29 protein-coding genes, 1 tRNA gene and 1 pseudogene are annotated in these 25,704 nt (G+C 63.3%); 15 read left to right on the top strand and 16 right to left on the bottom strand.

Annotated elements, in window-relative coordinates; genetic code table 11:
* The first annotated feature begins 100 nt into the window (after positions 1-100).
* Entirely contained in the window at positions 101-547 is a 447-nt protein-coding gene (locus ROJ8625_RS01940) for a prepilin peptidase (protein WP_085790155.1), read from the top strand.
* Positions 548-1,200: 653 nt separating this feature from the next.
* On the opposite strand, the gene ROJ8625_RS01945 is transcribed toward ROJ8625_RS01940, so the two are convergent.
* Positions 1,201-1,755, bottom strand: coding sequence for a carboxymuconolactone decarboxylase family protein (locus ROJ8625_RS01945; protein WP_085790156.1), 555 nt, complete (start codon positions 1,753-1,755; stop codon positions 1,201-1,203).
* Positions 1,756-1,967: 212 nt separating this feature from the next.
* Between ROJ8625_RS01945 and ROJ8625_RS01950 the strand changes: the two genes are divergently transcribed.
* The 3 genes from ROJ8625_RS01950 (at position 1,968) to ROJ8625_RS01960 (ending at position 3,952) form a co-directional block, all read left to right on the top strand.
* The gene (locus ROJ8625_RS01950) at positions 1,968-2,549 is read left to right on the top strand and encodes a TetR/AcrR family transcriptional regulator (RefSeq protein ID WP_234984140.1); all 582 of its coding nucleotides are present in this window, start codon (positions 1,968-1,970) and stop codon (positions 2,547-2,549) included.
* A gap of 35 nt (positions 2,550-2,584) precedes the next feature.
* Positions 2,585-3,292 (top strand): haloacid dehalogenase type II, encoded by a 708-nt coding sequence (locus ROJ8625_RS01955; protein ID WP_085790157.1) that lies wholly within the window; start codon positions 2,585-2,587, stop codon positions 3,290-3,292.
* Between the two features lie 399 nt (positions 3,293-3,691).
* Entirely contained in the window at positions 3,692-3,952 is a 261-nt protein-coding gene (locus tag ROJ8625_RS01960) for a hypothetical protein (RefSeq protein ID WP_085790158.1), read from the top strand.
* Between the two features lie 28 nt (positions 3,953-3,980).
* On the opposite strand, the gene ROJ8625_RS01965 is transcribed toward ROJ8625_RS01960, so the two are convergent.
* The 3 genes from ROJ8625_RS01965 to ROJ8625_RS20890 form a co-directional block, all read right to left on the bottom strand.
* Complete coding sequence (locus ROJ8625_RS01965) at positions 3,981-4,211, bottom strand: WGR domain-containing protein (RefSeq protein WP_085790159.1); 231 nt, start codon at positions 4,209-4,211, stop codon at positions 3,981-3,983.
* Positions 4,202-4,798 carry a tyrosine-type recombinase/integrase gene (locus tag ROJ8625_RS01970; RefSeq protein ID WP_234984141.1) on the bottom strand — a complete coding sequence of 199 codons (597 nt, stop codon included), beginning with the start codon at positions 4,796-4,798 and terminating at the stop codon, positions 4,202-4,204. Before ROJ8625_RS01970 ends, ROJ8625_RS01965 begins: the two co-directional genes overlap by 10 nt.
* A gap of 249 nt (positions 4,799-5,047) precedes the next feature.
* Entirely contained in the window at positions 5,048-5,200 is a 153-nt protein-coding gene (locus ROJ8625_RS20890; protein ID WP_159456701.1) for a hypothetical protein, read from the bottom strand.
* A 122-nt stretch (positions 5,201-5,322) separates the two neighbouring features.
* On the opposite strand from ROJ8625_RS20890, the gene ROJ8625_RS01975 reads away from it, so the two are divergent.
* Both ROJ8625_RS01975 and ROJ8625_RS20895 read left to right on the top strand, forming a co-directional pair.
* Positions 5,323-6,456 (top strand): HAMP domain-containing protein, encoded by a 1,134-nt coding sequence (locus ROJ8625_RS01975; RefSeq protein WP_159456702.1) that lies wholly within the window; start codon positions 5,323-5,325, stop codon positions 6,454-6,456.
* A 533-nt stretch (positions 6,457-6,989) separates the two neighbouring features.
* The gene (locus ROJ8625_RS20895) at positions 6,990-7,166 is read left to right on the top strand and encodes a hypothetical protein (RefSeq protein ID WP_159456703.1); all 177 of its coding nucleotides are present in this window, start codon (positions 6,990-6,992) and stop codon (positions 7,164-7,166) included.
* 174 nt (positions 7,167-7,340) lie between these two features.
* Here the strand turns inward: ROJ8625_RS20895 and ROJ8625_RS21550 are convergent.
* From ROJ8625_RS21550 to ROJ8625_RS21555, 3 genes and pseudogenes are all read right to left on the bottom strand, one after another.
* Positions 7,341-7,568, bottom strand: a pseudogene (locus tag ROJ8625_RS21550) (thermonuclease family protein); the annotation flags it as partial.
* 603 nt (positions 7,569-8,171) lie between these two features.
* Positions 8,172-8,483, bottom strand: coding sequence for a thermonuclease family protein (locus ROJ8625_RS01985; protein WP_085790163.1), 312 nt, complete (start codon positions 8,481-8,483; stop codon positions 8,172-8,174).
* 628 nt (positions 8,484-9,111) lie between these two features.
* Positions 9,112-9,564, bottom strand: coding sequence for a calcium-binding protein (locus ROJ8625_RS21555; RefSeq protein WP_143535018.1), 453 nt, complete (start codon positions 9,562-9,564; stop codon positions 9,112-9,114).
* Between the two features lie 349 nt (positions 9,565-9,913).
* Here ROJ8625_RS21555 and ROJ8625_RS01995 point away from each other — a divergent pair, with 349 nt between their 5' ends.
* Positions 9,914-10,672, top strand: a complete 759-nt coding sequence (locus ROJ8625_RS01995; RefSeq protein ID WP_085790165.1) for an SDR family oxidoreductase — start codon at positions 9,914-9,916, stop codon at positions 10,670-10,672.
* A 206-nt stretch (positions 10,673-10,878) separates the two neighbouring features.
* Entirely contained in the window at positions 10,879-12,798 is a 1,920-nt protein-coding gene (locus ROJ8625_RS02000; RefSeq protein WP_085790166.1) for a calcium-binding protein, read from the top strand.
* A 106-nt stretch (positions 12,799-12,904) separates the two neighbouring features.
* Here the strand turns inward: ROJ8625_RS02000 and ROJ8625_RS02005 are convergent, their stop codons facing one another.
* Entirely contained in the window at positions 12,905-13,633 is a 729-nt protein-coding gene (locus tag ROJ8625_RS02005) for a helix-turn-helix transcriptional regulator (protein ID WP_085790167.1), read from the bottom strand.
* 459 nt (positions 13,634-14,092) lie between these two features.
* Here ROJ8625_RS02005 and ROJ8625_RS02010 point away from each other — a divergent pair, with 459 nt between their 5' ends.
* The 4 genes from ROJ8625_RS02010 to ROJ8625_RS02025 all read left to right on the top strand — a co-directional run bounded on the left by ROJ8625_RS02010 (position 14,093) and on the right by ROJ8625_RS02025 (position 18,464).
* Positions 14,093-15,376 carry a TAXI family TRAP transporter solute-binding subunit gene (locus ROJ8625_RS02010; RefSeq protein ID WP_085790168.1) on the top strand — a complete coding sequence of 428 codons (1,284 nt, stop codon included), beginning with the start codon at positions 14,093-14,095 and terminating at the stop codon, positions 15,374-15,376.
* A 781-nt stretch (positions 15,377-16,157) separates the two neighbouring features.
* Complete coding sequence (locus tag ROJ8625_RS02015) at positions 16,158-16,427, top strand: DUF3489 domain-containing protein (protein WP_085790169.1); 270 nt, start codon at positions 16,158-16,160, stop codon at positions 16,425-16,427.
* On the top strand, positions 16,417-16,827 hold the full coding sequence (locus tag ROJ8625_RS02020) for a DUF2924 domain-containing protein (RefSeq protein ID WP_085790170.1): 411 nt from the start codon (positions 16,417-16,419) through the stop codon (positions 16,825-16,827). The genes ROJ8625_RS02015 and ROJ8625_RS02020 overlap by 11 nt, the downstream gene beginning before the upstream one ends.
* A complete protein-coding gene (locus ROJ8625_RS02025; protein ID WP_085790171.1) occupies positions 16,824-18,464 on the top strand; it encodes a recombinase family protein in 1,641 nt (546 codons plus the stop codon). Before ROJ8625_RS02020 ends, ROJ8625_RS02025 begins: the two co-directional genes overlap by 4 nt.
* 183 nt (positions 18,465-18,647) lie before the next feature.
* Here the strand turns inward: ROJ8625_RS02025 and ROJ8625_RS02030 are convergent.
* The 4 genes from ROJ8625_RS02030 to ROJ8625_RS02045 form a co-directional block, all read right to left on the bottom strand.
* Positions 18,648-18,722 (bottom strand) — tRNA-Gln (locus ROJ8625_RS02030).
* A gap of 107 nt (positions 18,723-18,829) precedes the next feature.
* On the bottom strand, positions 18,830-19,819 hold the full coding sequence (locus tag ROJ8625_RS02035; protein ID WP_085790172.1) for a GGDEF domain-containing protein: 990 nt from the start codon (positions 19,817-19,819) through the stop codon (positions 18,830-18,832).
* The gene (locus tag ROJ8625_RS02040; RefSeq protein ID WP_085790173.1) at positions 19,813-20,415 is read right to left on the bottom strand and encodes a heme NO-binding domain-containing protein; all 603 of its coding nucleotides are present in this window, start codon (positions 20,413-20,415) and stop codon (positions 19,813-19,815) included. The genes ROJ8625_RS02035 and ROJ8625_RS02040 overlap by 7 nt, the downstream gene beginning before the upstream one ends.
* 118 nt (positions 20,416-20,533) lie before the next feature.
* Positions 20,534-20,818: a DUF3572 domain-containing protein gene (locus ROJ8625_RS02045; protein ID WP_200813264.1), complete on the bottom strand. Its 285-nt coding sequence runs from the start codon at positions 20,816-20,818 to the stop codon at positions 20,534-20,536.
* Between the two features lie 94 nt (positions 20,819-20,912).
* Here ROJ8625_RS02045 and ROJ8625_RS02050 point away from each other — a divergent pair, with 94 nt between their 5' ends.
* Positions 20,913-22,325, top strand: a complete 1,413-nt coding sequence (locus ROJ8625_RS02050; RefSeq protein WP_085790174.1) for a diguanylate cyclase — start codon at positions 20,913-20,915, stop codon at positions 22,323-22,325.
* On the opposite strand, the gene ROJ8625_RS02055 is transcribed toward ROJ8625_RS02050, so the two are convergent.
* From ROJ8625_RS02055 to ROJ8625_RS02070, 4 genes are all read right to left on the bottom strand, one after another.
* Positions 22,277-22,771 carry a periplasmic heavy metal sensor gene (locus tag ROJ8625_RS02055; protein WP_159456704.1) on the bottom strand — a complete coding sequence of 165 codons (495 nt, stop codon included), beginning with the start codon at positions 22,769-22,771 and terminating at the stop codon, positions 22,277-22,279. The two genes, ROJ8625_RS02050 and ROJ8625_RS02055, sit on opposite strands and share 49 nt — an antisense overlap.
* Positions 22,772-22,775: 4 nt before the next feature.
* A complete protein-coding gene (locus tag ROJ8625_RS02060) occupies positions 22,776-23,156 on the bottom strand; it encodes a hypothetical protein (RefSeq protein WP_085790176.1) in 381 nt (126 codons plus the stop codon).
* Positions 23,137-23,721, bottom strand: coding sequence for an RNA polymerase sigma factor (locus ROJ8625_RS02065; RefSeq protein ID WP_234984142.1), 585 nt, complete (start codon positions 23,719-23,721; stop codon positions 23,137-23,139). Before ROJ8625_RS02065 ends, ROJ8625_RS02060 begins: the two co-directional genes overlap by 20 nt.
* Before the next feature lie 94 nt (positions 23,722-23,815).
* Complete coding sequence (locus ROJ8625_RS02070) at positions 23,816-24,313, bottom strand: EF-hand domain-containing protein (protein ID WP_159456705.1); 498 nt, start codon at positions 24,311-24,313, stop codon at positions 23,816-23,818.
* A 239-nt stretch (positions 24,314-24,552) separates the two neighbouring features.
* Between ROJ8625_RS02070 and ROJ8625_RS02075 the strand changes: the two genes are divergently transcribed.
* Both ROJ8625_RS02075 and ROJ8625_RS02080 read left to right on the top strand, forming a co-directional pair.
* Complete coding sequence (locus ROJ8625_RS02075) at positions 24,553-24,963, top strand: DUF983 domain-containing protein (protein ID WP_085790178.1); 411 nt, start codon at positions 24,553-24,555, stop codon at positions 24,961-24,963.
* Positions 24,964-24,987: 24 nt separating this feature from the next.
* The gene (locus tag ROJ8625_RS02080; RefSeq protein WP_085790179.1) at positions 24,988-25,692 is read left to right on the top strand and encodes an NUDIX hydrolase; all 705 of its coding nucleotides are present in this window, start codon (positions 24,988-24,990) and stop codon (positions 25,690-25,692) included.
* Positions 25,693-25,704: the final 12 nt, after the last annotated feature.

Consider the following 25,704-nt stretch of genomic DNA (forward strand, 5'->3'; position numbering starts at 1 on the left):
ACTTTACCTGTCATGCGCAACTGTACGTGCGACGTACCATGCACGGAGCTCTTGGTGGGAAAGTTTCACAGGCACGAAGAAACATTCTGATGGTCGATGTATGAGTGTCGAAGTTTTCGCGACCGTCCCGCTGCTGGTGATCTTGGCAGCACTCGCCCTGACGGATGTCCTCACGCATAGGCTTCCGGATGCCGGGACGATACCGATCGGCGTTTTCGGTCTCATTGTGGCGATTGCGTCACCGGCAGGTGATCTTTTCGAATCGCTGCTGGCGGCAGCGGCTGGGTACGGTCTGTTCTGGGGTGTGGGCGCGGCGTTCTATCGGCTGCGAGGATACGAGGGGCTCGGTCTTGGCGACGCGAAGCTTTTCGGCGCGGCGGGCGCCTGGGTCGGGCTGGCGGGATTGGCGTGGGTGTTGCTCGTGGCAACGCTAATGGCGCTGATATATGTACAAGCGATGGGCGCAAGGCGCGACACACGAGTGGCGTTCGGTCCTTGGTTGTGTATCGGCTTTTGCGCAGTCTGGGTCGGCAAACTGATAGGATGAAGAATTAATTCATCGGACGGTTTGAGTTTGAGACCGTCCAGTTGGTGTTGTGCGAGTGCGGCCAATATTGTTACGCTTTAAGATATCAAATTATAAGGGCGTGTACGGCAGCTAACCGTCCTGATTGTTGCGACTGCGAGCGTCTGCATTTCCATGCGGCTGCCGCATCGAGCAGTAGTTACCGGTATTTTGGCGTCCAACTTAAGGATGCACTGAATATCGCAGAGTCGGTAGATATCTGATACTAACAGCGGTTGCGTCTGCAGTTCTCCAGCCGAGGCCGATGGTGTCACGACTGAAGGGCCCACGCGGGCGCCGAGCCGGCTTAGCCTGACCCTGTGCCAAGCACAATGGCAGCTCTTGTAAGCTGCATGAACTGCAAGTCCCGCTTTTGCCATAATTCCAAACGAGGCCGCGCAGATGAATGCACAGCTGTACGCGTCCGATGTCGATGTGACCAGGTAAACGCGTAGCTAAATCGCGATATACTAAACTTCATAACCACTGGTGAAGCTCGCAGGGAGTAGAGAAAGCTTGGTCGCTTCCTTGCTTCTAGGCAACAGCGAGCGTCTAAACGCCTGCCCGAAAATCCAAGGACCGAGCAGGCGCTTATCGTGTCTGATGTGCCGGTCAGACAGCACATGTTCTGATCGTCAGGCCGCCCTGGACCACTCGAATTTCTGGAATGGCTTGTCGATCGGCGTCTCGGCGATGTGGTTAACGTAGTTTGACATCACCTTCTGCGACACGCCGAGAACCACCTCGAGAACCTGGCGTTTGGTAAAGCCGATCTTCAGGAACGTCTCGACGGCCGCTTGGTCGACGTTCCCGCGCTCGCGCACAACGCTGAGCGTGAACGTGCGCAGCACTTCGAGCCGATCGTTCGGCAGCGGCGTCTCGTTGCGCAACGCGTCGGTGATCTCGTCGCTGACGCCCATCGACTTGGCGATGCCGGTGTGGGCCGGGACGCAATAGTGGCAAGCGTGCTCGACGTTGATGGATTGCCAGACCACGGTGATCTCGTCTTTGTCGAAACTCGTGTTCTGGAAGAGCTCGTGCAGGACCTGGTACCCTTCCAGCAGTCCCGGCGCCTCGGCCATGACGGCGTGCAGGCTCGGGATCATGCCGAAGCTCTCCTGTGATTTTTGCAGGAGCGGCTTGCTCTGCTCCGGCGCGCTTTCGGTGTCGTGTAGCGGAAAATCGGTCATGGCGTCTGTCCTTTCTCTTCGGGGCGAACCCATCTGGTCCTGCGCCGAACATCGGACGTTTGAGTGATTGCTCAAGGACTCAATTTGAGCAATCACTCAATGGTGACCTGACCTGAACTTTCGATGCTCGCACACCGTTGCTTCCGCGCCTTATGTTGCTGTCCATGACGCGTGCCCGCCCATATGACCGTGACGTCGCTCTAAATGCCGCCTTGGATCTCTTCTGGCGCAAGGGATTCCACGCAACCTCCCTCAAGGATCTGGAGACTGCGCTCTCGATGAAACCAGGGAGCATCTACGCAGCCTTCACCAGCAAGGAGGCTTTGTTCCAGGAAACGCTTCATCGGTATTTCGAGGCTGAACAGCGCCGGGTCCGGGCTCTTGCCGAGCAAGCGTCGTCACCACTTGAGGGGCTTGTGGCGCATGTACGGCACGCCGGACGGTGCTCCGACACCGGCCGGGCCTGCATGCTGGTAAAGACCGTCCTTGAGCTCTCCGCCGAGCAAAGCACAGCGGGCGCAGAGGCCCGTCGTTACCTCGACGCGCTCCGGGACGAATTCCGAGACCTCTTTGTAGCCGCCGTCGCCGCCGGTGAGATTGCAGGGCACGATCCCGATCGTATGGCGCGCCTCTACCAGACCAAGCTCATCGCGTTGAAGATCGAAGTCCAGCGAGGGCTTGGAGCCGTCGAGCTCCAGGTGCTGGCTGACGACATGGCTGAGGAGATTGCCGGTCTCCGCGAGGCCGCGGCAAGCACCACTCGTGACGCGGCCTCAGCGATCCCCTCTCGATAGTCGACATTAGTCCACCGGTTCCGGGAGCAGACATCGTGCCAGACCGACGTCACCCTTCGATCCTTGTCTTCGACGTCAACGAGACGTTGCTCGATCTCACGACCCTTGAGCCGCTCTTCGATCGCGTCTTTGGTGATGCCGCGGTCATGCGGGAATGGTTCGCCCAGCTTATCCTCTATTCCGAAGCGCTGACGCTGTCGGAGATTTATACGCACTTCAGCGATCTCGCGGCCGGTACGCTGCGGATGGTTGGTGAAACGTCAGGCCATGTCGTGACAGAGGACGATGTCGATGAGCTGAAGGAGCGGATTGGAACGATGCCCGCGCATCCTGACGTGGCGCCAGCCCTTGAGCGGTTGCAGGCGGAGGGATTTCGGCTGGTGACGCTGACCAACTCACCACCGGGTCCTTCTCCGACTGCGCTCGAACGAACAAACCTTGCTAGGTATTTTGAACGGTCATTCAGCGTGAACGACGTTGGATATTTCAAACCTGCGCCTAAAACCTACCGGCTCGTGGCCGAGCAGCTCGGGGTGGAGATGTCGGATATGTGTTTGGTGGCCTGCCACTTCTGGGACACGCTTGGCGCACAAGCGGCCGGGTGCACAAGCGCATTCGTCAAGCGTCCGGGAAATGCCGAACTTCTTGCCTCCGGCGTGCCGGTGCCAGACATCATCGCAGACGACATGCACGAGCTTGTCCAGAAGATCATCGAAAAATGGGCGCGCCGCCCCAGCATCTGATTTGTGTGCATGGCGCTCGGATTTATCGCTCAGGATTGCGTTTCGATTGTACCCACTTCCTGAACCTGCTCTGCAGCAGCGCTGAGCGAAAGACGAAAGTTACAAATAAGGACGCTCATCCCAGCCGCAGCGGACGCCCACTCAATCCCGCGGCGCATCACTTGTAGCGCTCTGCAGCAGCGCTGCGTCGCGATCGCTCAGCACCGCGCGATAAATCCGTCTGGACATTGCCCCGACCCCTCGGCAGTTCGACTTTCACGTGTCCTTGCCAGCTGCCGGTGACCTGCTCCCCTGAAACCTCCCCACTCTGAGGTTAGTCTGTTCCTCGACAGAGGAGACGGACGATGAAGCGCAGCAGAGACCGAAGGGCAACGCAGTGCACAGCGGAAAGGTTTGGAGATGGGTAATGATCCCGAGGTGGTCGACTCGAGCGTGTCGCAGGCGATCTACATCAATGGTTTCGTCTTCGACGTCTTCATTTACCAGCTGAAGGGTGATGCCACCTGGGCGCTGGAAGTCGTGGACGAGCTCGGCGGATCTCACGTCTGGATGGAGGAGTTCGCATCCGATCTCGACGCCCTCGCAGCGGCGCAGCGAACGATCCGCGCGATCGGACCCGTGACCTTCATGTCCGACGAGAGTGGACCGACAACGCCGTGACCACGAGCCGCCGCCCTCTTTCAGAATGCTACTGGTAGCCGCGCTTCGCTTTCGCCATGTGCAGCGCGAACCGTGCGTCCTCGGCGGCGGCTTCGGTCGCGTGCCAGTCGATCCGGACCCGTCCGGCCTGGCCAATCCGGCCCCATTCCCGAACGAGATCCCAGTCACCGAAAAGACCGCGAACGATCTCGATACGGTAGAACCGATGACGGTTGGCGTCGCGTTCGATCCGTCTCAGATACGTGGCCCCTACCCCCACATCCTGGCCACGATGTCCTGCTCCCCCTTGCCAACGGCGTCGGCGTAGATCGCGGTGGTGCTGAGCTGGGCGTGGCCCATCCATTTCTGGAGCATGTGGAGGGGCACGCCAGTGACGATGGCGTGTACGCCGAACCCATGCCGGAACCCCTTGGGACTGCGCTGCGGCGCATCGGGCACGCCGGCCTCGATCAAGATCCGCTTAACGATCTGCCACAGCCGGCCGCGGCCGATGGGCCAGATCGGCGAGCTCGCTCGCCGTACCGATCGCTGTGCGGCGCGGAGATCGTGCGCGGTGTTGAGCGTGTCGAGGTAGTCCGGTGGCACCGGAACGCTGCGAAAGACATGCCCCAAGCGCCCGCTGGCATCGGCGCGCTTCTTCAGGCTGCGCAGCGTGACGGTATGGCCCTCGAGATCGACCTGAGCCGGCGTGATCTCGACGAGCTCCGAGGCGCGACAGCCGGTGAAGAGCAACGTCTCGATCAACGTCCGGTCACGCGCGCAGGCGCGCCGCGCGACGGCCAGGATCGCGGCACGTTCGCCGGCGTCGAGAAAGAGCCGGTAGCCGGCCCGGTTGTAGAGGCGCATTTCCCCCATAGCGAACGGGATACCCGAAAAGCGTTCACACGCGAAGCCCGAACGCGCCCCCTGCGCCGCGCAAAGCGCCTGGTCTGATTGGACGTCGCGGTCTCGGCTGCGCCAATACCGTGGTCAGAATTCGGTTGTAGTTTGAAGCCGGCTTCAATACTCGATTTCGAGGTTCATGCAGCGAAGGTCTCGGGCGAGCCCATCTCACCCGCTCACGGGACACCGGCAAAGGGCAACCGCTTGGTGCCGTCAATCTTTCCAGCTAGGCCCTCCTGTGCGCTGCTGAAGAAATTCAGCACGGCGCAGCATCATCTTCAGCATCTTGGTAGAGCCGGTGCCCATGCACTTCGCAGCTTGAGGCTCGCTGCAACCGCGCGCATCTTCGGCGAGAATGGCGCTCACACAGAACGCTCCTGAACGGGGAAAATTGAAACGTGCGCCGCAATTACGTCATTTTCCCTGATTAATCGACTGGTCGTGTCAGCAGAACATCTTGTGCTGCACGTAGCGATCAGGAGCAAATGATGAACTTGAGCACGCACCGCCCGCGTTTGTCCGTGGTTCTCACGTTTTGGAATGCTTTGTGTCTCGGCATCGCCGTCCTGATGGTCCTGCACTTCACGCAGCAGCATGCGCACGAAGTAAGCCGCCAAGCCCAAGAAGATAACGCGCTGAGAGCAGCACGCGCCGTTTCGTTGACCTTCTCCAAGGCCCTTGATCGGGAGTGGGAGAGCATCCGCGCAGTCTCCGAGAAGATTGAAACAAGCGACTACGAGTCCATGCGCAGCTTCGTTGACGCCGTTCCTGACGCGAGCGTGAGCGTTGCATGGGCCGGCGTTGCCGATCCGTCTGGCCTTATCGTCGCGGGCTCGAACGCGGTGCGCGAGGGTGAGGACGTCAGCGAGCGCCGATGGTTCCGGGAGGGCTTGCGCGGGGAGAGCGCCGGATCGGTATTCCAACCGTCCGGGCATGAGGGCGACGGCTTCATCAACTTGTCCCGCCCTGTTCTCGATGCTGACGGAGCACCGGTCGGCGTAGCTGTCTACCGCATCGACATGGCTTGGGTTGATGGCTTCATTCAGGAGACAGCAGTTGCACTCGACGCGGACGCGCTGGTCGTAAGCAGAGACGGTAGCGTGCTTGCCAGCGCGGCGAAGCAGTTTGACTTCATGCCGTCCGAAGCCGAGCTGATGGCTCTCGGCCTGGGACAGGATCGGGGCATCAACGCTGATCGGGAGGATGGACCCAGCTTCGCCTCTGCGACCATTTCGAGGATTACCAGCACTGCGGTTCCGGACATGGGCTGGAGCTTGATTGTGCGGGTGCCGCTACAAGGTCAGTCGGCCACGAGCGAGCACCCTTGGAACTGGGATGTCCTTGGGTTCGTCACTGCGGCGGCCTGCATACTCGCGATGCTCGGCAAGGTGAACAGCGTGATTTCACGACCGATTGAGCGCTTGGCCGGGTGCTCCAGTGCGCTCGCGCGTGGAGAACTCGACTACCCCGTTGAGCGCGCCGGATCATTTGAGGCGGAGGAACTCTCGCAGTCTCTCGCCGTGATCCAGACAAGTCTGCAGAGGCACGGTCACTTCCGGAGGAACGGCACCATGATCAGTGAAGGCACCGACGCTCGCTTCCGGTTGATCGCCGCGGAGTAGTAAGCGAGCCTTTCCTTCAAGCCGACAAGAGTTGCAACAGTCGGGCCGACCCTGGCATCCGTGCGCTCTGATTTCTGCGAGAAATTAAGTCTGCAGGCGCGGGTACATATCTGCGCCTGTCATCCGTGGGGGACATCACGTCTTGCGTCTCTGATATCGTCCAAGGGCTCCAGCAACACTCGGGCATCTACCCCGAAGTATTGGCAGATCCGATCCAGAGCATCCGGTCGAGGCCACGCCGCAGAGGCGAGATAGCGGTTCAGCTGGGTTCGGTTCATGGGCATCTCGCGAGAGACGTGGGATACGTTTCCGCTGTGTTACTCGTCGATGAGTTGCCGGAGGTTGGTCCCGAAAATCCTGTTGATGTCGTTTGAGGTCTTCTCCACGACACAGCTCCTTCCGACGCGGTTCGAAGCTACTTGCGAGATGCAAAATTAGGCAACCGTGAGTAGGTCACAATGTCTCGCGTGCGCTCGCTTGACGCGACCTGCTGACCTGTCACTGTATCGCTGTGCTCGTTGCAGATTTCTTGTTTGAACACCGACACCTCAAGCCAGCGGATGTGCCTGTCTGCTATGTACGACGACAAACATCACGAACCCGATGAAGATGAAGATGAGCGCTGGGGCGCGCCTGGCGCGGCGGTGATGGTTTTGCTTGTTCTGACGGTGGTCGGTTCGTGCACGGGTCTCGTCGCGATGATTGTCTGAGAGCCACACGAACAGACTGTTGACGCTCAACAGATACATCGGCCGTTGAGCGCGCGTGGATCTTGGATAGCGTTGTCAGCAGGGAGATCCGGTTCGCATGTCAAGGGGTCAACGGTGCCTCAGCTCCTCTGGGTGGCGTTGGTGTGTTTCAGGATCTCCCGACCTTTCTACCGTCTAGCGACACCAGTCCGCGTTCTTTGACGCCTGAGCGAGACCCGCACGCATTAATGGCTCGCGCACATCTTCGCCGTCACGACCGAACAGGATGCCCAGGTCTCGGCCGTACCCGCCGCCGCCGCGTTCGATGATGCAGAGGTTTCCGAGCATCAGAGGCTGCACCAACTTGGTCGCCGCAACTCCAAACTCAGCTTCGTGGCCGCACTCGGCCTCGTACGTCTCCGGGGTATCGAGGGGCGAGTTTCTGAACCCAGTGAGCCGGGAGTTCCTCGCAACGCCGTTCGTGTGTAAGCTCTAGTCAGAAGCCACTATCGAAGAGACGCCGGTCAATGCCTTATAGAACGAGCACATCGCTGATCGTTGGGCTTCTTTCGGTCACCGCCGGTTGCACTGACATTCCTGGAGCTGACGCTGCCTTCTTGGAAAGAGATATCCCGGTTGGCCTCGATGCAACTGTGGCGCGTTCCCTTGTTGAGCGGCGAGGCTTCGAGCCAGCGGAGCTCCTGAGATTCCTGCAAAGTCGCTACGATGAGGCAACTCGCAGCTTCGAGCAGCTGCCGTTGACCGAGAGACAATTCGCCAATCAGAATATTGGCGTCGTACAGCTAGACGGAGATCCGCAAGGGCGGCTGGTATGCTTCGAGCGGAGCTACGCCTTACTGATTGCCTCGGGAAATCGACTGATCTGCTGGACCGAGGATGAAGACAATAGGATCACATGGAAGCAGGCGGGCTTTCGCGGCGGCATGCTATAGCTGGCGCAGCCGCCAAACGGGTGTTCCTCTTCGGAACGGCGTCGTGATTTCGGCCAGCAAGCTTTGGGTACCTTCAGTACCTTGCGCAAACGCCCTCCTGCAGCATCACATCACCGACATCTCGCCCGTCCTGCAGGCTACATTCGCCGATCCACCGGTCGTAGCTGCGCCTGCCGGTCAGGGTGCATGATCCGCTCTGACGAGCTGCCAGCTGAAGCATGCGCCGCTTGGCCACCGCGCCCTGCGAAGTCCCCATTTCCGCGCAATCCAGCTTGGCCAACCGAACCGGAATGCCGTTGATCTCGATGGTGTCGCCGTCCCGGATGTGTGTGAACCGCCCTTCGACGAGGCGGCCGGGGAACACGTCATTGTCGTCAGGGCCCATAACTCGCTGACCACGCCAGGCGCTTCCACCGCGTGAGCTTGAGCTGCTTTGAAACGCATCGCCCCCGCGGAGTACCGTGACACGCGGTGATCCGTCCGCCTCATTGCTCGGGAAAGGTGCCGCGGCTTCAGACGCGATCCAGCGACCAGGATCGTCTGTAATCACTGACGCTAGCACGACCGCGACAGAAAGAACCATCAGACGTTGCCAGAGTGGACGCTTGCGGTGCCCCCCATGTCGTAGCTCTCTGCGTTGGAGCCGAGGCCGAATGTGCTCGACCTGCCGATGCTGAATTCGCATAGTCTGGAGACCTCCGGAGCGCCAATGGGTGCACCCTTCCGGCAATTTCAGACACGACGATGGCAAAGGCGTGGTCGGGGTGGGAAGTTCTTGAATTGATCGTTCAAGCCACGTCGTGAGTACGCGTGGAAGGGCGGCGACCAGAATTTCGTCCCGCCGCCCTTGGTTCAATCAGAAGAACGAGAAACTGTCCGCCGTCAGCTCGTCACGGTTCACACCCTCGATCAGGATCGTCCGCTTGACATGCTGCACAAGCGTTCCGTCAGCCGTATTGGTGCACTCTAGGTCGTCGAACGCCCCCCCGTTCAGGCGCCGGCGCTCGAGAACATCACCACGTCCAGGCCAATCCGGAACTCCGATACCTGATCGGTCTCTGAACCGGTTGCCGGGCTAAAGAGAGCCTGTCGTGCTCAAGGCCTCGGGACATGAGATCGTCTCCCGAGCCACCAGCCTGGACATCGTCGACCGTTCCACCGGAGATCGTATCGTCTCCATCGCCGCCTCCGACGGTATCGTCGCTGGAGAGAACGTCGTTGCGACCGCCTCCGACGAGGCTGTCGTCTCCCAGTCCGCCCACTATGCTCTCGTTGTGGAGTCTGCCGGCCGCCGTGTCGTTGCCCGCTTCTGCGAGGATGAAGTCCAACCCAGCCCCGCCTCTGATCGTGTTATCGCCTGCACCTTCGTCGATGGTACCGGCGCCGGTTTCGCTTGAGATCACATCTGCCTTTTCGCCGCCGAGGAGAAGATCGGCGCCAAATCCGCCGCCTAGAATATCTTCCACACGGCCTTCGATGCTCTTGTTGCCAACCTGGCCGCTTAGGGAGTCGTTACCCGCACCTCAAATTTTGTCGGCTTTTGACTTGCTGAGCGAGCGTTACCGGTGGCGGTCGAGAGTGTCTGCAGGCAGCCCGAAGCGGACATGATCCGGTCGTCCGTCACGGCGCAGCGGCTCCGACAAGAAGGGCGGAAAGCAGACGTTCTCTGCGCCTGCGAGCTGCGCGGGACATCGAACAAAGAGCCGACATTCGGGGGGGCCAAAACCGTGTTGGTCACCCATACAGACAGCCCTGCTGTTCGTGAGTGCCTCTGATTGCTCTGGCAAGTCAGGCAGCCGAGTGTAACGTTCTGTTATGGCTAATCGACCCTTCGTTCTCGTTACAGGCGCCAGCAAGGGTATCGGCGCTGCAACTGCGTTGGCATTTGCCAAGGCTGGTTACGATGTATGCGCGAATTATCATCGTGATGATGCCGGTGCCGCTGAAACCGTGGCTCGATGTAGAGGCGTTGGTGCCGGAGCTTTCGCGGTCAGCGCGAACGTAGCCGTCCGTGCTGAGGTGCTCGCGATGTTCGACGCCTGTGATCGCACATTCGGTCCGCTTACATGCCTTGTGAACAATGCTGGTATCATTGGCGGAAGTGCCGCTGTAACCGAGGTCTCCGAAGAGGCCCTGACCGCGGCATTTGCTACGAACGTTCTCGGCACTGTGTTTTGCCTCCAGGAGGCAGCGAGACGCATGCGGACCGACCAAGGCGGCGTTGGCGGAGTGATTGTCAACATGTCCTCTGTTGCCGCAATCCTTGGGTCGCCAGGAGAATACGTGCACTACGCCGCGTCGAAAGGTGCAGTTGAAACGTTGACAATCGGGGCAGGCAAAGAACTGAGGCCTTTGGGCATTCGCGTTTCGGCAATTCGTGTTGGCACCACGAATACCGATCTGCACGCGCGCGAGGGCAATCCCGAGCGGCCCGCTACGGTCGCTGCAATGACACCTCTTGGCCGTATCGCCGAGCCGGTAGATGTCGCCGAGGCTGTCGTGTGGCTCGCCTCCCCCGAGGCCGCCTTCATATCAGGAACAGTTCTGACTGTTGCTGGTGGCCTGTTGTCATGACTCGACCTCCTGCGCGGCAGTCGTGCCACATTGCGGACATCCTCATTCGAGCATCGATATTGTGAACGCAAAACGAACAAATCGCAAATTTTTCGTGATTTTAGCCCTAACTCTGCAACAATTGGCGGCCGCATCTCGACCTGATGTTACTCTGCGTCAGGCTGCTCAGCCGATTGCCTGCAAATAACTGATTTTCGGAGTTTTTCATGGCCGACGTGTTTGGAACGACCGACGATGACGACCTGATCGGAACTGGCGATGCAGATCTGCTACGCGGATTTGAGGGGGACGATACGCTTGAAGGGCTTTCGGGTGACGACACGCTCGAAGCCGGCCCGGGTCGCGATCGACTGGTTGGCGGGGACGGGAACGACATACTCGATTCCTCGGACGGCGCCGCCTCGGAAGAAAGCTTTGGTGACATCATTAGGCCAGGTGCGGGCAACGACACGATAATCGGCAACGCCGATCTCTGGGCCGCTGGCGGAGGCATCGATTTCGGATACGCCGAGGTCGAAGGTGTCGACGGTCTTACGATCATTGCTGACGCACTTGGATCGGGAACCGTCGTCAGCGGCGACGGATCGAAGAGCGATACGTTCACGTTCGCAAACTACATATGGGGTAGCCGGGACGACGACTTCATCTCGACGGCTGTGACCGACCGCTTCTTCGGCTTCGAGGGAAGCCCCGGAAATGATACGTTGGTGGGTGGCGATGGTAACGCCGATGAGTTGGTTTACCTCTTCTCCGGCGGAGGCTCCGGTGTCAGCGTTGACCTGGCGGCGGGGACGGCAACAGATACCTTTGGTGACACCGACACGTTTACCGGCATTGAGCGTGTTTCCGGGACGGATCAAAACGATCTGATCGCTGGGGACGAAAACGGAAACGTCCTCTACGGCGAAAGCGGCGGCGACACGCTCTCCGGTCGCGGCGGCGACGACACGCTTCTGGGCGACGCCGGCGACGACGTCATCTTCGATGGAGATGGCGATGACCTTGTCGAGGCCGGAGACGGCAACGACGTGATCCGCCCTGGTGACGGGCAGGATACATTCGATGGTGGAGACGGTTTCGATGTCCTCGAACTCGACCTCAGGGGGTTTGACGGCGATGCGTTCGTCCTCGAGGTCGATTTGGCGGCCGGCGAGACAGGTGCGCTCGGATCGGAAGCGACGCGCGATGAGCTGATTTCGATCGAGGCCGTTGAGCTCTCGGGCGCCATCAGCGGGTTGTTTCGGGGCTCTGAGACCGACGACCGACTGGTCTCGAGCGACGGCGATGACACGATCGACGGGCAGGACGGCAACGACAGCATCTTCGGCCGCGATGGTGACGACAGTCTCCTGGGCGGCGCCGGCAACGACATCATCGGTGCATCTGACGGAGACGACGTCGTGCGCGGGGACGAGGGCGACGACTCCATCGGTGGCGGCTTAGGCGACGACGATATCTCCGGCGGGATCGGCAATGACACGATTGGCGCGGGCGAAGGCGACGACACCGCCGAGGGTGGCATCGGGAACGACGTTCTGGCCGGGGGCGCCGGAGTCGATCTGCTCAACGGCGGCATCGGCGACGACACCATGGGCGGATCCTTCGGCTTCGACGAACTTACCGGAGGCGAGGGCGACGACAGTCTTGGCGGCGGGTTCGGCCGCGACCTGCTCGAAGGCGGTGACGGCGACGACTCCATTGGTGGTGGTGAGGGCAACGATACGGTCTTCGGTGGAGACGGGTCGGACTTCCTCGCCGGGGGCGGCCGGGATGACTTGCTTGAAGGCGGCGCGGGTGACGACACGCTTAACGGCGGCGAAGGCAACGATACACTGGTCGGGGGCAGCGGCGCGGACCTCTTCGCGTGGAACGACGCCCAGACGGGTGCGACGGACTTCGTGGACGGCTTCGAAGACGGCGTGGATCTCTTCCGGCTCGCGGGCCTCGAGGGTGAGCCCGGAACCGGGCTTCAGGGTCGTTTCGAGGAGCTGGACATCCTTGATGCGGTCATCACGGGACCGGATGGAGAGTTCTCAGGTGTTTCGATCACATATCTCGATCAGACCATCCTGCTAACCGGGGTGGAGGCGGACGATCTCACCGTGGACGACTTCCTGTTCACGTAGTCTTCCGCCAAGAAGCGACTCTGACCTCCCCTAATCGGGAGGTCAGGCAATGTTGACCATCCATTGCGTTCGAGGTGGGCAAAAAAGCTGCGTTGAGTAGACTTGATTAAGGTTCCACGAGGCCGCGTGAGATCGCCCGCGCGAGTGCCTCTTCCTTCGTTTTGGCGCCCATCTTCAGAGATGCGCTTCGAATGAGACGCCAGACCTCGAACTCGGTGATCTTCATGACGTCGGCAATGAGGTATTCCGGCAAGCCATTGGCGATATAGGCCAAAACGTTGCGTTCCGCCGGACGGAGACGCCGGACCTCTGCGCCATAGGCCCATCCCTCGTGAATATCGTCTACCGGTTCGATAAGGCTCGCAGCCATCAAGGCGGAGACGGCGGAAAAGGCGCGTAGGGTTCCTGGGCCGAACAGGCACGTGGGATCGTCCCGGCAACTCAACGCGACCCCTGTGCCGTTGTTGCCCTCGTAGAGCGCGTGGGAGACCAGATAGTTGTAGTTGTAGCTCATGCTCGTTGCGCGCCAGTCGCGCAGCTTTCCCGACGCGGGTGACCTTTTCTCATCAGCCTCGATGTCTATAAGTAACGGCGCGTTCCCGGTTACGGCCCCGCGGACCAACGGGTCGACGGTCGCGAAGCCGGCGTGGTCGTATTCCTCGAGCCACATCGGATCCTTCGAACTGCGCACCCACAGGACCTCTCGGGTCGCGGTGTTGAAGGCACCGGAGTTTACTGCCTCCGCACCGAGCTGCCGCGCGATGCGCGTGATCGCCCACCATCGATCGTCGCCACTCTTGGCGCTCGCAAGAGTGTCGGCGGTGTCGATGATCAACCGCCCGATACGGGATGTTCTCACGAGACTTGTTCCCTGCCCCTGCTCGGATAGTGGAAGGGAACCTGGCCCCTGTCCAGTCGTCTCGTAGCAGCGGCGTATTCCCGCCCTGCAGGGCAATTCGCCATACCCTCGCGGCTCGCTTAGTCGATGGTCGTGATGTTTGCCATTCGCTACCGACAGGCTTCGGGAGCGTGGTTCAATGCATCGCCGTATCTCGCGATGCCGAGCATAAAGCCCTTCACGTCAGCGACATACATGATTATCGCAGCCGTAGTGCAGCGAAGGCCCAGACCCTCGGGGCGCACTGCGGCCATGCAGACCAAGGATCAATGGCGGCTCTGGGCCGTTTGAGCCACCGCGACGATATGTGTGGCCGAAGCGACAGTCACCCCTGTTATTGGCTCCGCGCGCCTTTGCCGCCTTCGCAGCTCATGCATTGCGGGACAAGATTGGCCAATGCGTGTCGCCCTTGCCCTTTTCCTGTCGCTCTCCGCGGCTTTCTTCATCTGGTCGATTGGACGAGACCTCGTTCCGCCACGATCCGTGACCTTCGCTGCAGGTATGTCCGGAGGAGGCTATCATGCGATCGCCACACGGTATGCCGAGATCCTTGCTCGTGATGGCATAGAGACCCGTATCCTAGAGACGGCCGGATCAGTCGAGAACGTGGACAGGCTGTCATCCGGCGAGGCCGATGTCGCGCTCCTTCAAGGCGGCGTCCATGCCGAAGGTGGAGCCGAGGCGCTCGGCGCCATGTTCTACGAACCGCTCTTCGTGTTTGCGCAGGCCGATGCCGATCTTTCTTCGAACCCTGGTGACTGGGCCGGGCTGGGTCTGGCCGTCGGACCGGAGGGATCGGGCACACGCGCCGCGTCGCGTGTTCTTTTGGCGGCAAGCGGGATAGCACCCGCCGACGTCACCCTTCTACCAGTCGGTGGGGCAGACGCAGTGTTGGAGCTACGCGCCGGTGAAGCCGATCTGGCGCTCTTCGTGGCGCCGCTTGCGGCGCCATATCTTCAACCGCTCTTCAATGATCCGGACGTGCGTCTGCTGCGGCTTCTGCATCTCGATGCGATAGCCCGTCGCATGGACCATGCAGAGATTGTCACGCTCCATGCCGGCGCGATTTCGTTACGTCCGGTGCTGCCTCAGCAATCCACAGACCTCGTGGCAATGGTCGCGCGGCTTGTCGGCCAGCGTGATCTTCACCCCGCCTTGGTCGACAGACTTGTGATGGCGGCACGCGAGATCCACGGCGAGCGCGACCAGATTACGCCGGAGGGTGCATTCCCCGCGACATCTGGGATCAGCATGCCAATCGACGTGAACGCATACGACATCATTACCGACGGGCCAAGCGCGCTGTCCGCATACCTGCCATATTGGGCGGTGGCGCAGGTCAACCGGATTGCTCTGCTGGCCCTTCCCATAGTCTTCCTGCTCTTCCCGCTGCTGCGGTCGCTGCCGGGCCTGTATCAATGGCGGATGCGGTCGCAGGTTTTCCGCCACTACCGCGAAATTCGCGAAATCGACGAAGAGCTTCGAGAGGCCGCCAGCCCCACGCGGCTCTCCACCCTGCGAGACCGGCTCGACGCAATAGACGCCGAGCTCGCAGAGCTTCGTTTGCCAGTCGCCTACCGCCATCTCGCGTATACCGCACGGCTGCATGTCGATCTCGTAAGATCACGCATAAACGAGAAGCAACACGGTCTCGACTCAGGTGCCGGCGTGACCTCGTAGACCCAAAGTCAAGACAGGGACGTTATAAGGCGACTGTTGGCTTACGAACGGCAGCCTCCTGGAACCCGGCGGCTCGTAGGCGGACTGAGGCACCCGGTGTGACAATCACGTCCGGTGCAAAAGCCGCGGGTCTGGACTCCGATTACTGCGCCTCGAAGGAGTTAACTTTCGAGAAGGCGCAAGGCGGCGACGAACCGGGGCAACTCGATTGACGAAGCGCAAGTCGGCGTAAGGAGAAGGCAGATGCCATTCGAATTTCAGATTTTAGCGATCGTTTTGCCGGCTGCTGCAGCAAGTGCAGTTTTCATTCACGTCGAAAGCTGGCGAATGGATCGCGCTAAGTAAGGTGAGCTTCCGGCTTGTCTCGTAGAGCGCGAACGAGCGATTAACGGCGGTTTCGATCCGGACCGGTAGGAGGCCGCGCCGATAAATGACTGGTTCGGTGAAGCTGCTCCGCAGCAAGGCTACGGACTTGAATGTCGGGTCCGGGCCGGTCGCGCCCCTTGCGCCAAGCGACGAGCCGAAACTTTGGAAAGGGTGCTTCCTGCGCTGAGCCGTCGACTGTTCTAGGCGCAGCGAACGGCGGCTCGCCCCTCCATTCCAATCATCGGCGCGGCCGCATTTCGTAGCTAGGAAGGAGGGGCTGGACTTCGGCCGCCGTCAGAGCGGTACTGCAAGGAGACAACGGGCTTGTCGCCCATTCGTCGCATCCGCCCGGACCGGTCCGGGCTCGGCTCGGTAGCAAGGACTCTTTCCCTGCAGCAAGCCAGAGGAGGCGAACATGGCGACCACGACGTTGAAACCCCGCACCACCAAGAGGGCCCAGCTGATCCGAATGCTCGAAACTAAGAACGGTGCGGATGTGGCGACGATCAGCAAGAAGCTGGGATGGCAGTCACATACGACTCGCGCCGCGCTCACGGGGTTACGCAAGGCGGGCCACGAGATCTCTTCCGAGAAGCCAGCCAAGGGCGTCGGCACCCGTTATCGGATCGTCCAAACCACAACCGCTACGGCAGAAGCCAAGCCGGAGCTGGGCCATGCCGACTGAAGGTCATGCGGAGCGCAGCGATGTGCAGCGCGCATGGGAGGAAGCCTTCGGGGCTCCTCCGCCGCGGTTCCTATCCCATTCTTTTATGCAGCGGGCATTGATCCACGATGCGCAGTGCCGTCGCCATGGCAGCCTTCCTGCGAAAACCCTCCGGACGCTTCGGCGGCTTGCGGAGGACGCGCCGACCTCGCGCATCGCGGCTCCGGATCTGCGGCCCGGCGCGCACCTCGTGCGAGAGTGGAACGGGCGCTCCTATCAGGTCGAGGTCATCGAGGGCGGCTACCGGATGGACGGGCGGACCTGGACGTCATTGTCCGCGCTCGCGCGACATATCACCGGCACGACCTGGTCGGGGCCGCGCTTCTTCGGTCTGTCGGGCCGCAGAAAAATTCCGGCATGACAAAGGTTCGCTGCGCAATCTACACCCGCAAGAGTTCTGAAGATGGGCTCGAGCAGGAGTTCAATTCGCTCGATGCGCAGCGCGAGGCCTGTGCCGCCTTTATTTCGAGCCAGAAGCACGAAGGCTGGGCGCTGCTGCCGGACCGGTACGACGATGGTGGGCTCTCCGGCGGCAGCCTGGAGAGGCCAGCGCTGCAGCGCTTGCTGGAGGATGTAAAAACAGGACGAGTGGACCAGATCGTGGTCTACAAGATCGATCGGCTGACCCGATCGCTCGCGGACTTTGCAAAGATCGTCGATGTGCTTGATGCCTCCCAGGCGTCGTTCGTGTCAGTGACCCAGTCGTTCAACACCGCGACGTCGATGGGGCGGCTTACGCTCAACATGCTCTTGTCCTTCGCACAGTTCGAGCGTGAGGTGACCGCGGAGCGCATCCGCGACAAGATCGCGGCTTCGAAGCGTAGGGGGCTCTGGATGGGCGGCACGGTGCCGATCGGCTACGATCCCGACGGGCGGACGCTGACGATCAACGAGGCCGGGGCCGCAACGGTTCGGATGCTCTACGATCTTTACGAGCGGCTCGGATCGGTACGCTCGGTGACCGAGGAGGCCGAGCGGCAGGGTCTGCGCAGTCGGAAAAGAGAGGGCGATGATCGCACGCGGGCCGGCGGCGGCGTTCTCGGTCGCGGGCATATCCATCATATCCTGACCAACCCGCTTTACGCCGGTCGTATCAGGCATCGTAGCCAAGTGTACGATGGCCAGCATCCGGCGATCATCGATCCGGACCGGTGGGATCGAGTCCAGGCGCAGTTGCAAGCGGAGGCTGCGAAGCCTCGGGGCAAGGCCGCCTCAAAACGCCAGTCGTTGCTGTGTGGCAAACTCACCGACGAGACGGGCGATCGGCTAACCCCGTCGCATTCCAAGTCGAGAACCGGCCAGCGCCTGCGCTACTACGTCTCGCACCGACTGGTGACGGGGCGCGCCGAGCGTCATCCAGATGCCTGGCGGCTTCCGGCGGACCAATTGGAGACGCGGATCGCAAGCCTCGTATGCGGAGCGCTTTCCGCGCCAGGCCTCGTACCGACGCTTGTTCCGAATGCCCCGGCAGACGCCATCGTGAACCTCACGACGAAGCTTTCAACCGTTCTGACCGAGGCGGGGTCCGATGACATCCTGGCGCTGGTCGAGCGGGTCGACATCGCACCCGGATCGCTGACGCTAGCGCTTGATGCCTCCACGATTGCAGAGCGGCTCAACTTGGACGCAAACGTGATCGAGGTCGCCCCTCTTGTCACGTCACACCCCTTCCAGCTGCGCAAGCGCGGTGTCGAGACCCGGCTCGTCCTCGGCACGCCTGCGGTCCATCTGGATCGGACACTGATCCGAAACATCGCGAAGGCGCATGCCTGGTTCGAACGCATCAAAGCCGGCGAGACCTTTGCCGAGATTGCCGCGACCGAGGGGACATCGAAGCGGCGCATCCAGCAACTGATCGACCTCGCCTTTCTCGCGCCGGACATCGTTCGCGACGTTCTTGCCGGCACCCAGCCGGTCGGCTTCACCTCGGATTGGTGCAAACGGCGCACCTTGCCGACTGATTGGACGGAACAGCGCGCGCTCCTCGCTACGCTCTGATCAATGCGTGATCGTCCAAACCCCAAACTGCTACCGTGAAAATGCCAAACGCAGACTCTAGGCCTCTGCGGGCCGGAATACGTACGCCTGTCCAGTCTCCGATTCAGGCAGCCTCCCGTAACCGACTGAAAATACGAAGCTATTTCGCGTCGGGTACGCAACATCTCGATTTTTGAGCCTGGATGGCTGGGGTGGTAGGATTCGAACCTACGGTACACGGTACCAAAAACCGCTGCCTTACCGCTTGGCTACACCCCAACTGGCGGGCTACTTACGTCGGCGCTCGCGCGGGATCAAGCCCGGACCACCAGAAATTTGAGGCGCTCCTGCGCCGATCGCAGGCGGCGCGGCCGCGGCGGGATTGCTCACCCCGACCTTCGGTCCGACCGGTGCGGAGCGGACACGATGGCACGGCCCCGGCCGGCTGCCTTCGCCTTGTAGAGCGCCGCGTCGGCGCAGTCCAAGACACGCTCGGGACCCTCGATCGCGCCGCCCGGATGACAGGCGATGCCGATGCTGGCCGAAATCCGCAGCGGACCGTCATCGGATGCGACCGGCGCTTCGATCTCGGCGATGAGCCGCTCGGCCAGACCGCGAAGCGCATCCTGGCTTGGCGGCTCGGGCAGCAGGAGCACGAACTCGTCGCCCCCCGGACGCGCGGCGACGTCACCGCGCCGGATATTGCCGCGCAGAACATCCGATACCATGCGCAGCATGCGGTCTCCGGCGGCGTGACCATGGCCGTCATTGACCGCCTTGAAGCAGTCGAGATCGATCAGCATGACTGCGAAGGGCGCGCCTCGCCCGGCTAGCCGGTCGAGCTCCCGCTCGAGGGCGCGCCGATTGCACAGCCCGGTCAGCATGTCGGTTTGCGCCTGTTCCTCGGCCGCGAGCCGCGCGACATGCAGCCGCCGGTTCAATCGAAGCGCAGAGCTCATCGCCGCGGATCGCGACTCGATCAGGAACAGCATCTCCACCGACAGGTCGGTGGGCGGAAAGTCCGCGCTGGACACCGGATGGGCGCCGAGCGCCGCCGCGACACCGACCCCGAAGGACAGATCGAGCACCCCACCACCGGTTCCGTCCGCCACGAAATGACCGACCAACGGCGTGTGCGGCGAATGCCGCAGGCGCAGGCGCAGCCGTCGCGCCGTACTGTCCACAAGCGCCGCGATTCCGTCGATGCCACTGGGTCGTGTCACCTCGAACATGTCAAACACCGATCCGGTCCCCGCGCCGGGGGCGGCAACCACCTTCGCGATCGTCGGGCCGAGACGCGTCACCTGCCCGGCGGCATCGATGCAGACGTGCATCGGGCACAGACGGTCGAGCAGGCGCACCGGAAACGTCAGCATGACGGGGCACCCGTCGCGTCGTCAACGAGCGGGAACGCCCGCCCCTCGGTGAAGTCGCGTTCGATGATCGTGACGCGAATGCACTCTCCTTCGGAGGCCCGGGTCACGTGGTCGATGACGGCGAGGGAGCCGAAATCGTCCGCCATCGCCCGCACGAGGCCGGCGACAAGCTCGGCGAAACCCGGAACGGCATCGCGGCACAGGATATCGAAGATGCGGTCGTCACGGTCGATCACCTCGATCGTCGGCACGGAGAGTTCGGGCACCGCCAGAGTGATGCGGCCCGGCAGATCCTCGAGCGAGAACAGGAAATCAGCGAAGTCGACGCCGCAGAAGCGCAGCAGGCGCCGGACGGACGCCGCGTTCGGATGAGAGACAAGGTAGGTGCCGACATCCTCCAGCACGGCGCCGATCGGCCGTGACAGCTGCGCCTCGACCGCCGCCGCGAGCTGATCAGTGAGTGCGGGGTCGTGCCGCAGCATCGCCTCGACCTCGATACGGCCGAGGCCGGCCTGTCGAAGCACGTCATCCCAACGCGAGCGGCCGTAGGTGTCCTCGACGAACACCTGCAGCATTCGATTGATCAACCCGTGCATACCCTGACCCCGTCTCACCCGTCTTCAAGGATCGACACAGGCGGTTAAGATCGGCGCAACAAATGCAATTCAGGGGAATTTCCACACTTCTGCCGCAGACCAGGACCCGGGCGGCGGCTCAGGTCCAGTGGACGTTCTGTCCGCCCGGGAGCGCGGCGCGCGCCTGCATCGGCACGTCGTAGTCGAGACCCGAGGCATCGCAGAATTTCCGGATCCATGCATCGTCCATCAGCACGAAATCCAGCACCGAGGCCTGGAAGGACGGGTCCGACAAATGGGCACGAAACGCCTCCTCGTCGGCGCCCGTGGCCCCCATGAAGACAGGCAGAAGATCCTCGTCGGCGGCGAGCCAAGCGATGGCCTGCAGGCCGACGGTCTCGGCCGCGCTGCGTGAAAGTGACAAGTGAATCTCCAACCACAATCCTTTCTTAACCAATCTCAAGAAAGACTGAGCACGACAAGACGGCCGTGGGGGCCATTCCGGGGAAGGACCACATATGAGCGGACGGATCCTGGTTGTGGACGGCACCGCAACCCAGCGGATCATTCTTCAGGTGAAGCTCGCCTCGGCATTCTACGATGTCGTGCAGGCCGAAACCGGCAAGCAAGCGTTGAAGGAGGCGCTGCGCACGCGGCCCGATCTCGTCATCGCGGCACAGGATCTGCCCGACATGACGGGCGCCGAGCTCTGCCGCCGGATCCGGCCGGTGGCGCCTTCGGGCGACCTGCCCGTGATCCTCATGCAGTCACGAGACGATCCCGCAGGGCGCCTCGCCGCGCTCGAGGCCGGCGCGCAGGACACGCTGCCGCAGCCGATCGACGAGGTGCTTCTCTTCGCGCGATTGCGCGGCCTCATCCGCGCGCGGGAGGCCGAACGCGAGTTGCGTCTGCGCGACGATACGGGGCGCGCGCTCGGCCTCGCCGAAGACGCGTCCGGCTTTGCGACGCCCGCGCGGGTCGCGGTGGTCGAGGCGCCGGGCGCGGCAACCCGTTCGGTCGCCGCCGCCCTGGCCGGAGCATCGAGCGCGGACATCGTCCGGACCGCGCGCGAGGATGTGCTGCGCGGCCGCGCCGCACGCGTGGACGTGTTCGTTCTGGTCGAAGGAGAGAGCGGAAGCGCGCTCGACCTTCTGAGCGACCTGCGCGCGCGGCCCGAAACGCGCCGCGCGGCGATCCTCTACATCGCCGAGGGCACGCAGCGCCAGTTGGCTGCGACGGCGCTCGATCTCGGCGCCGACGACATCGTCATCGGCAACGCGCTTCCGGCGGAACTCACGCTGAGGCTCGCAAAGCTTCTGCAGCGCAAGCGCATATCCGACCGGCTGCGCGCGAATGTCGAGGAGGGATTGCGGGCGGCCCTGACGGATCCGCTCACCGGGCTCTACAATCGCCGATACGCGGGGCCGCACCTCGACCGTATCGACAGCGCGGCGCGCCAGAGCGGAAGGCCCTACGGCGTCCTCATGCTCGACATCGACCACTTCAAGAGCATCAACGACCGATACGGGCACGCGGTCGGAGACCTGGTTCTCGCCGGCGTGGCCAAGTGCCTCGCGGGCAACCTGCGCGCTGCCGACCTCGTCGCCCGGTACGGTGGCGAAGAGTTCCTGGTGATCCTGCCCGAAACCGACCTGCGCGAGGCGCTCGGCATCGCGCGACGGCTCTGCGCACGGGTGCGCGACCTCGCGATCCCGCGCGGCTCGGATCGACCGGCGCTCAAGGTCACGGTCAGCGCCGGTGCCACATCGGGGCCGGTAAAGACCTCCGGCGATACAGGCGATGTCGTGGCCGCCGCCGACCGCGCGCTCTATTCCGCCAAGGAACGCGGCCGCAACCGCGCGCTCGCCACGCCGGCCGAGGGTTACTTGTCCTCGAAGCGGCGGATCTCGGTGACCAGGCGATCCGCGTAGGCCGCGCGCTCTTCGGCCGACATGTTCGCCAGCACATCGAGCAGGATCGCCTGCCCCCGGTCGCGGCGCATCTCGGCCGCGCGTGCCTGCGCATCGAGGATTTGGGTCAGCGCCGCCCGGTCGAGCGGCGACGCGCGCAACACCTCCGCCGCTTGTCGGTAGCCCTCGACAAAGCGCACGCGGCGGTCTTCGCCGCTGGCGGTGTCATCGTCGCGCGCATCACGCAGTGCGGCGCGAAACTCGCGCCGCATCATCGCGCGCTGATCCTCGTCCAGCGCACGGTAATACGGGAATGACGAGCCAGCCCCGGCCCGCCCATCGCGTTGCGGTTGGCCGTCACGCAGCACCGCGCCAAGGACGATGCCCGCGATCAGCAGGTTCGCGGCGAGCGACACGAACAGAACGGGCCAGAGCCAGCGGCGGCCGCTTTCAGACGTCCGGGCCACGCGATCACTCCCCCATCCATGCGAGATCGTAGGCCGTCATCGGATCGACCGAGCCGGCGATCTGAGCATCGCCCGCCGACCAGATCCCGTCGACCGTGGCCGACAGCGGCGCGGGTGGCGCGGCGCCGATCCAGATCCCCGCAACCAGCGTCGCCGCAAGCGCGGCCCCGCGCAGCGCGGGCAAGCCCACCCACCCCGCGAACAGCGATCGGAGGCGCGACACGGGGCGCATGGGCCGGCGGCGCGCGGCCTGCTCGGTTTCGGCATCCATGGCGATCCGGGCGAGCAGATCGTCCGCCGGCTCCGGCGGGGCAGCCCGTGCCGCGGCAAAGAAATCGTCGAGGTCGTCGCGGTCACGCCGCGGTTCAGGTGTCGTCGTCGACATATCCCAGCTCCTCGCGCCGGCCCGAAAGAATGGCCTCGAGCGCACGCTTGCCCCGCGCCGTGAGACTTTCCACGGCACGCGGTCCGATGTCCATGATCCGGGCGATCTCGGGATTGCCCAGACCCTCGATATGGCGCAGCACCACCGCCTGGCGCTGCCGTTCCGGCAATTGCGCCAGCGCCTGTTGCAGCGCCTCGGCCCGCGCCGCCTCGGTCAGCCGCGCCTCGGCCGAAGGCGCGCCGTCCTCGGGCTCGGGCACCGCGTCGAGCGGCGTGCTGCGGCGGCGGCGCATCCTGTCGATGCACAGGTTCGCGGTTACCCGGAACAGCCAGGTGGTCACCTTCGCTTCGCCTGCCCGCCAGTCCGGCGCGATCCGCCAGAGCTTCAGCATGACCTCCTGCGAGATGTCCTCGGCCTCGGCGCGGTCACCGAGAAGCCGGGCGGCATGCGCGAAAACGCGCGGCGCGAGGCGCACCGTCAGCGCGTGCGCCGCGTCGCGGTCGCCCGCGGCATAGCGCGCCAGCAGTTCCTCGTCGCCCAATTCGCTCATCGCATCCAGCGGCACACCCGAACTCCCTCGCGCTTAGCGGGCGAAACGCAGGCCCGCAATCACCGGGTGGGCCGACCCCCCGGCCCACCCGGTCGTCACGCCGCGTCGGTCAGTCGTCGCCGCCGCGTGCGCGCTCGCGGAGCAGCTCGCGGGCCGCGCGCATCTCCTCGCGCGTGAGCCCGCCGCTATCGTCGCTGTCCAACCGCTCGAACAGCGCACCCCGGTTCGGACGGTTTTCCATCTCGTCGAGGCTGATCGACCCGCTGTCGTCGGCGTCGAGTCGCGCGAGCATGCGCTGGGCGCGTGCCTCCCGGCGGCGCGTCTCCTGCGCCTCCGCGTAGGCCACCATTTCCTCCGCGGTCACCGCGCCATCGCCATCGGCGTCCATCGCCGCGAACCGGGCCGCCGCAGGATTCTCGAACTCCTCGAGGCTGACTTCTCCGTCGCCGTCTACGTCGAGCCGGCCGAAGCCGCCACGCGCGGACCCGGCGCCATGCGCGCCATGATGCCAGCCAGCGCGGTCGCCGCCCCGATCACGGGCATCCGCTGCGCCTGCCACCAGCGCGGTCGCCGCCACCAGCGCCGCCGCACCGATCAGTCTCGTCATGGTTCTCATCCGTCCTGTCCTTTGCCTGTGGATCGATAGTCACGGGCCGCGAGCCTTGCGCCGACGGTCCTGATCGATCACACGTGATGCGGCGGCTTTTCCGTCGCCGCCCGCGCGCCTAGATGTCATCACGGGCGTGTGAGACTGTGCGCGACACGCCGCCGCAAGGACATCGCGCCACCTTCCGCAGCGTCGCGCGGGAGATCACTTAGACGGTCGTGGACAACCAGAGGTGAGCCATGAGCCCCGAGACCGGCACGACATCCGACAGCCGCGCGCCGCGCGAGACATGGCCCGCGCTGATGCGCGGCTGGCGCCGGCGCTGCCCTTCCTGCGGCACGGGCCCCATGCTGCGCGGGTATCTCAAGGTGCGCGACACCTGCCCGGTCTGCCGCGAACCCCTGCATCACCATCGCGCGGATGATGGACCGGCCTATCTCACGATCCTGATCGTCGGGCACCTGATGGCGCCGCTCCTGCTCTTGGTGTTCGAGACGTGGCGTCCCGAGCCACTGACCCTGTTCACGATATTCGCGGTCGGCTGCCTTGCCCTGACGCTTTACCTCCTGCCGCGCTTCAAGGGCGCGATCGTCGCGTTCCAGTGGGCGCGCTACATGCATGGCTTCGGCGAGACACGCGCGAGCAGCTGACCGACAGGAGGCGGACGACCGACGATGACAACGCCCGGCGAGTCCGCCATCCGCGATGCCGCGACGGTGATCGTCCTGCGGGACCGCGCGACACGTCCGCGCGTGCTGATGGGCCAGCGCGGCGCCAAGGCGGTTTTCATGCCGAACAAGGTCGTCTTTCCCGGCGGCGCGGTCGATCCCACCGATGCGGACGTGCCGCTTGCGCGCGCGGTTTCCCCTCTCTGTGCCGGACGGCTGGCCGAGGATGCGGCGCCCGGCCACGCCCACGTGCTGGCCGTCGCGGCGATCCGCGAACTCTTCGAAGAGACCGGGCAGATCCTGGGACAGCGCGGCGACTGGGCCGGACCGCCCCCCGCCGACTGGCGCGACTTTGCTGCGACGGGACACGTTCCCGACGCCAGCGCGCTTCAGTTCGTGTTTCGCGCGATCACGCCGCCGGGCCGCCCGCGCCGGTTCGATGCCCGGTTCTTTCTCGTCGATGCCGAGGCGCTCGCGAGCGATCCCGACGATTTCTCGGCGGCGTCCGACGAGCTGTCGCACCTGCAGTGGATCGCGCTCGACGAGGTGCGCGCCCACGACATGCCGTTCATCACCGAGGTCGTGCTGGCCGAGGTCGCGGCCCGCGCCAAAGCGGCGGATCCGCCCGACAGCGTGCCCTTCTTCCGCAACGACGACGAAGAGAGCCTGTTTCTTCGGCTGGGGCGCCGCGGGCCGCTGTCGGGCCGCTGAGCGCGGCCCGGC

This window comes from Roseivivax jejudonensis, assembly GCF_900172265.1.
Taxonomy (GTDB): Bacteria; Pseudomonadota; Alphaproteobacteria; order Rhodobacterales; family Rhodobacteraceae; genus Roseivivax; species Roseivivax jejudonensis.

What these genes read in the sequence shown, in the direction of transcription:
- ROJ8625_RS02050 (WP_085790174.1), top strand. Translation starts at nt 20,913, where the DNA reads ATGAGCGGACGGATCCTGGTTGTGGACGGCACCGCAACCCAGCGGATC.
- ROJ8625_RS01945 (WP_085790156.1), bottom strand. Translation starts at nt 1,755, where the DNA reads ATGACCGATTTTCCGCTACACGACACCGAAAGCGCGCCGGAGCAGAGC.
- ROJ8625_RS01960 (WP_085790158.1), top strand. Translation starts at nt 3,692, where the DNA reads ATGGGTAATGATCCCGAGGTGGTCGACTCGAGCGTGTCGCAGGCGATC.
- ROJ8625_RS01970 (WP_234984141.1), bottom strand. Translation starts at nt 4,798, where the DNA reads ATGCGCCTCTACAACCGGGCCGGCTACCGGCTCTTTCTCGACGCCGGC.
- ROJ8625_RS02035 (WP_085790172.1), bottom strand. Translation starts at nt 19,819, where the DNA reads ATGCTGACGTTTCCGGTGCGCCTGCTCGACCGTCTGTGCCCGATGCAC.
- ROJ8625_RS02080 (WP_085790179.1), top strand. Translation starts at nt 24,988, where the DNA reads ATGACAACGCCCGGCGAGTCCGCCATCCGCGATGCCGCGACGGTGATC.
- ROJ8625_RS01995 (WP_085790165.1), top strand. Translation starts at nt 9,914, where the DNA reads ATGGCTAATCGACCCTTCGTTCTCGTTACAGGCGCCAGCAAGGGTATC.
- ROJ8625_RS02020 (WP_085790170.1), top strand. Translation starts at nt 16,417, where the DNA reads ATGCCGACTGAAGGTCATGCGGAGCGCAGCGATGTGCAGCGCGCATGG.
- ROJ8625_RS01940 (WP_085790155.1), top strand. Translation starts at nt 101, where the DNA reads ATGAGTGTCGAAGTTTTCGCGACCGTCCCGCTGCTGGTGATCTTGGCA.
- ROJ8625_RS02000 (WP_085790166.1), top strand. Translation starts at nt 10,879, where the DNA reads ATGGCCGACGTGTTTGGAACGACCGACGATGACGACCTGATCGGAACT.
- ROJ8625_RS02070 (WP_159456705.1), bottom strand. Translation starts at nt 24,313, where the DNA reads ATGACGAGACTGATCGGTGCGGCGGCGCTGGTGGCGGCGACCGCGCTG.
- ROJ8625_RS02075 (WP_085790178.1), top strand. Translation starts at nt 24,553, where the DNA reads ATGAGCCCCGAGACCGGCACGACATCCGACAGCCGCGCGCCGCGCGAG.
- ROJ8625_RS02040 (WP_085790173.1), bottom strand. Translation starts at nt 20,415, where the DNA reads ATGCACGGGTTGATCAATCGAATGCTGCAGGTGTTCGTCGAGGACACC.
- ROJ8625_RS02010 (WP_085790168.1), top strand. Translation starts at nt 14,093, where the DNA reads ATGCGTGTCGCCCTTGCCCTTTTCCTGTCGCTCTCCGCGGCTTTCTTC.
- ROJ8625_RS01985 (WP_085790163.1), bottom strand. Translation starts at nt 8,483, where the DNA reads ATGGGCCCTGACGACAATGACGTGTTCCCCGGCCGCCTCGTCGAAGGG.
- ROJ8625_RS02025 (WP_085790171.1), top strand. Translation starts at nt 16,824, where the DNA reads ATGACAAAGGTTCGCTGCGCAATCTACACCCGCAAGAGTTCTGAAGAT.
- ROJ8625_RS02015 (WP_085790169.1), top strand. Translation starts at nt 16,158, where the DNA reads ATGGCGACCACGACGTTGAAACCCCGCACCACCAAGAGGGCCCAGCTG.
- ROJ8625_RS01975 (WP_159456702.1), top strand. Translation starts at nt 5,323, where the DNA reads ATGAACTTGAGCACGCACCGCCCGCGTTTGTCCGTGGTTCTCACGTTT.
- ROJ8625_RS02060 (WP_085790176.1), bottom strand. Translation starts at nt 23,156, where the DNA reads ATGTCGACGACGACACCTGAACCGCGGCGTGACCGCGACGACCTCGAC.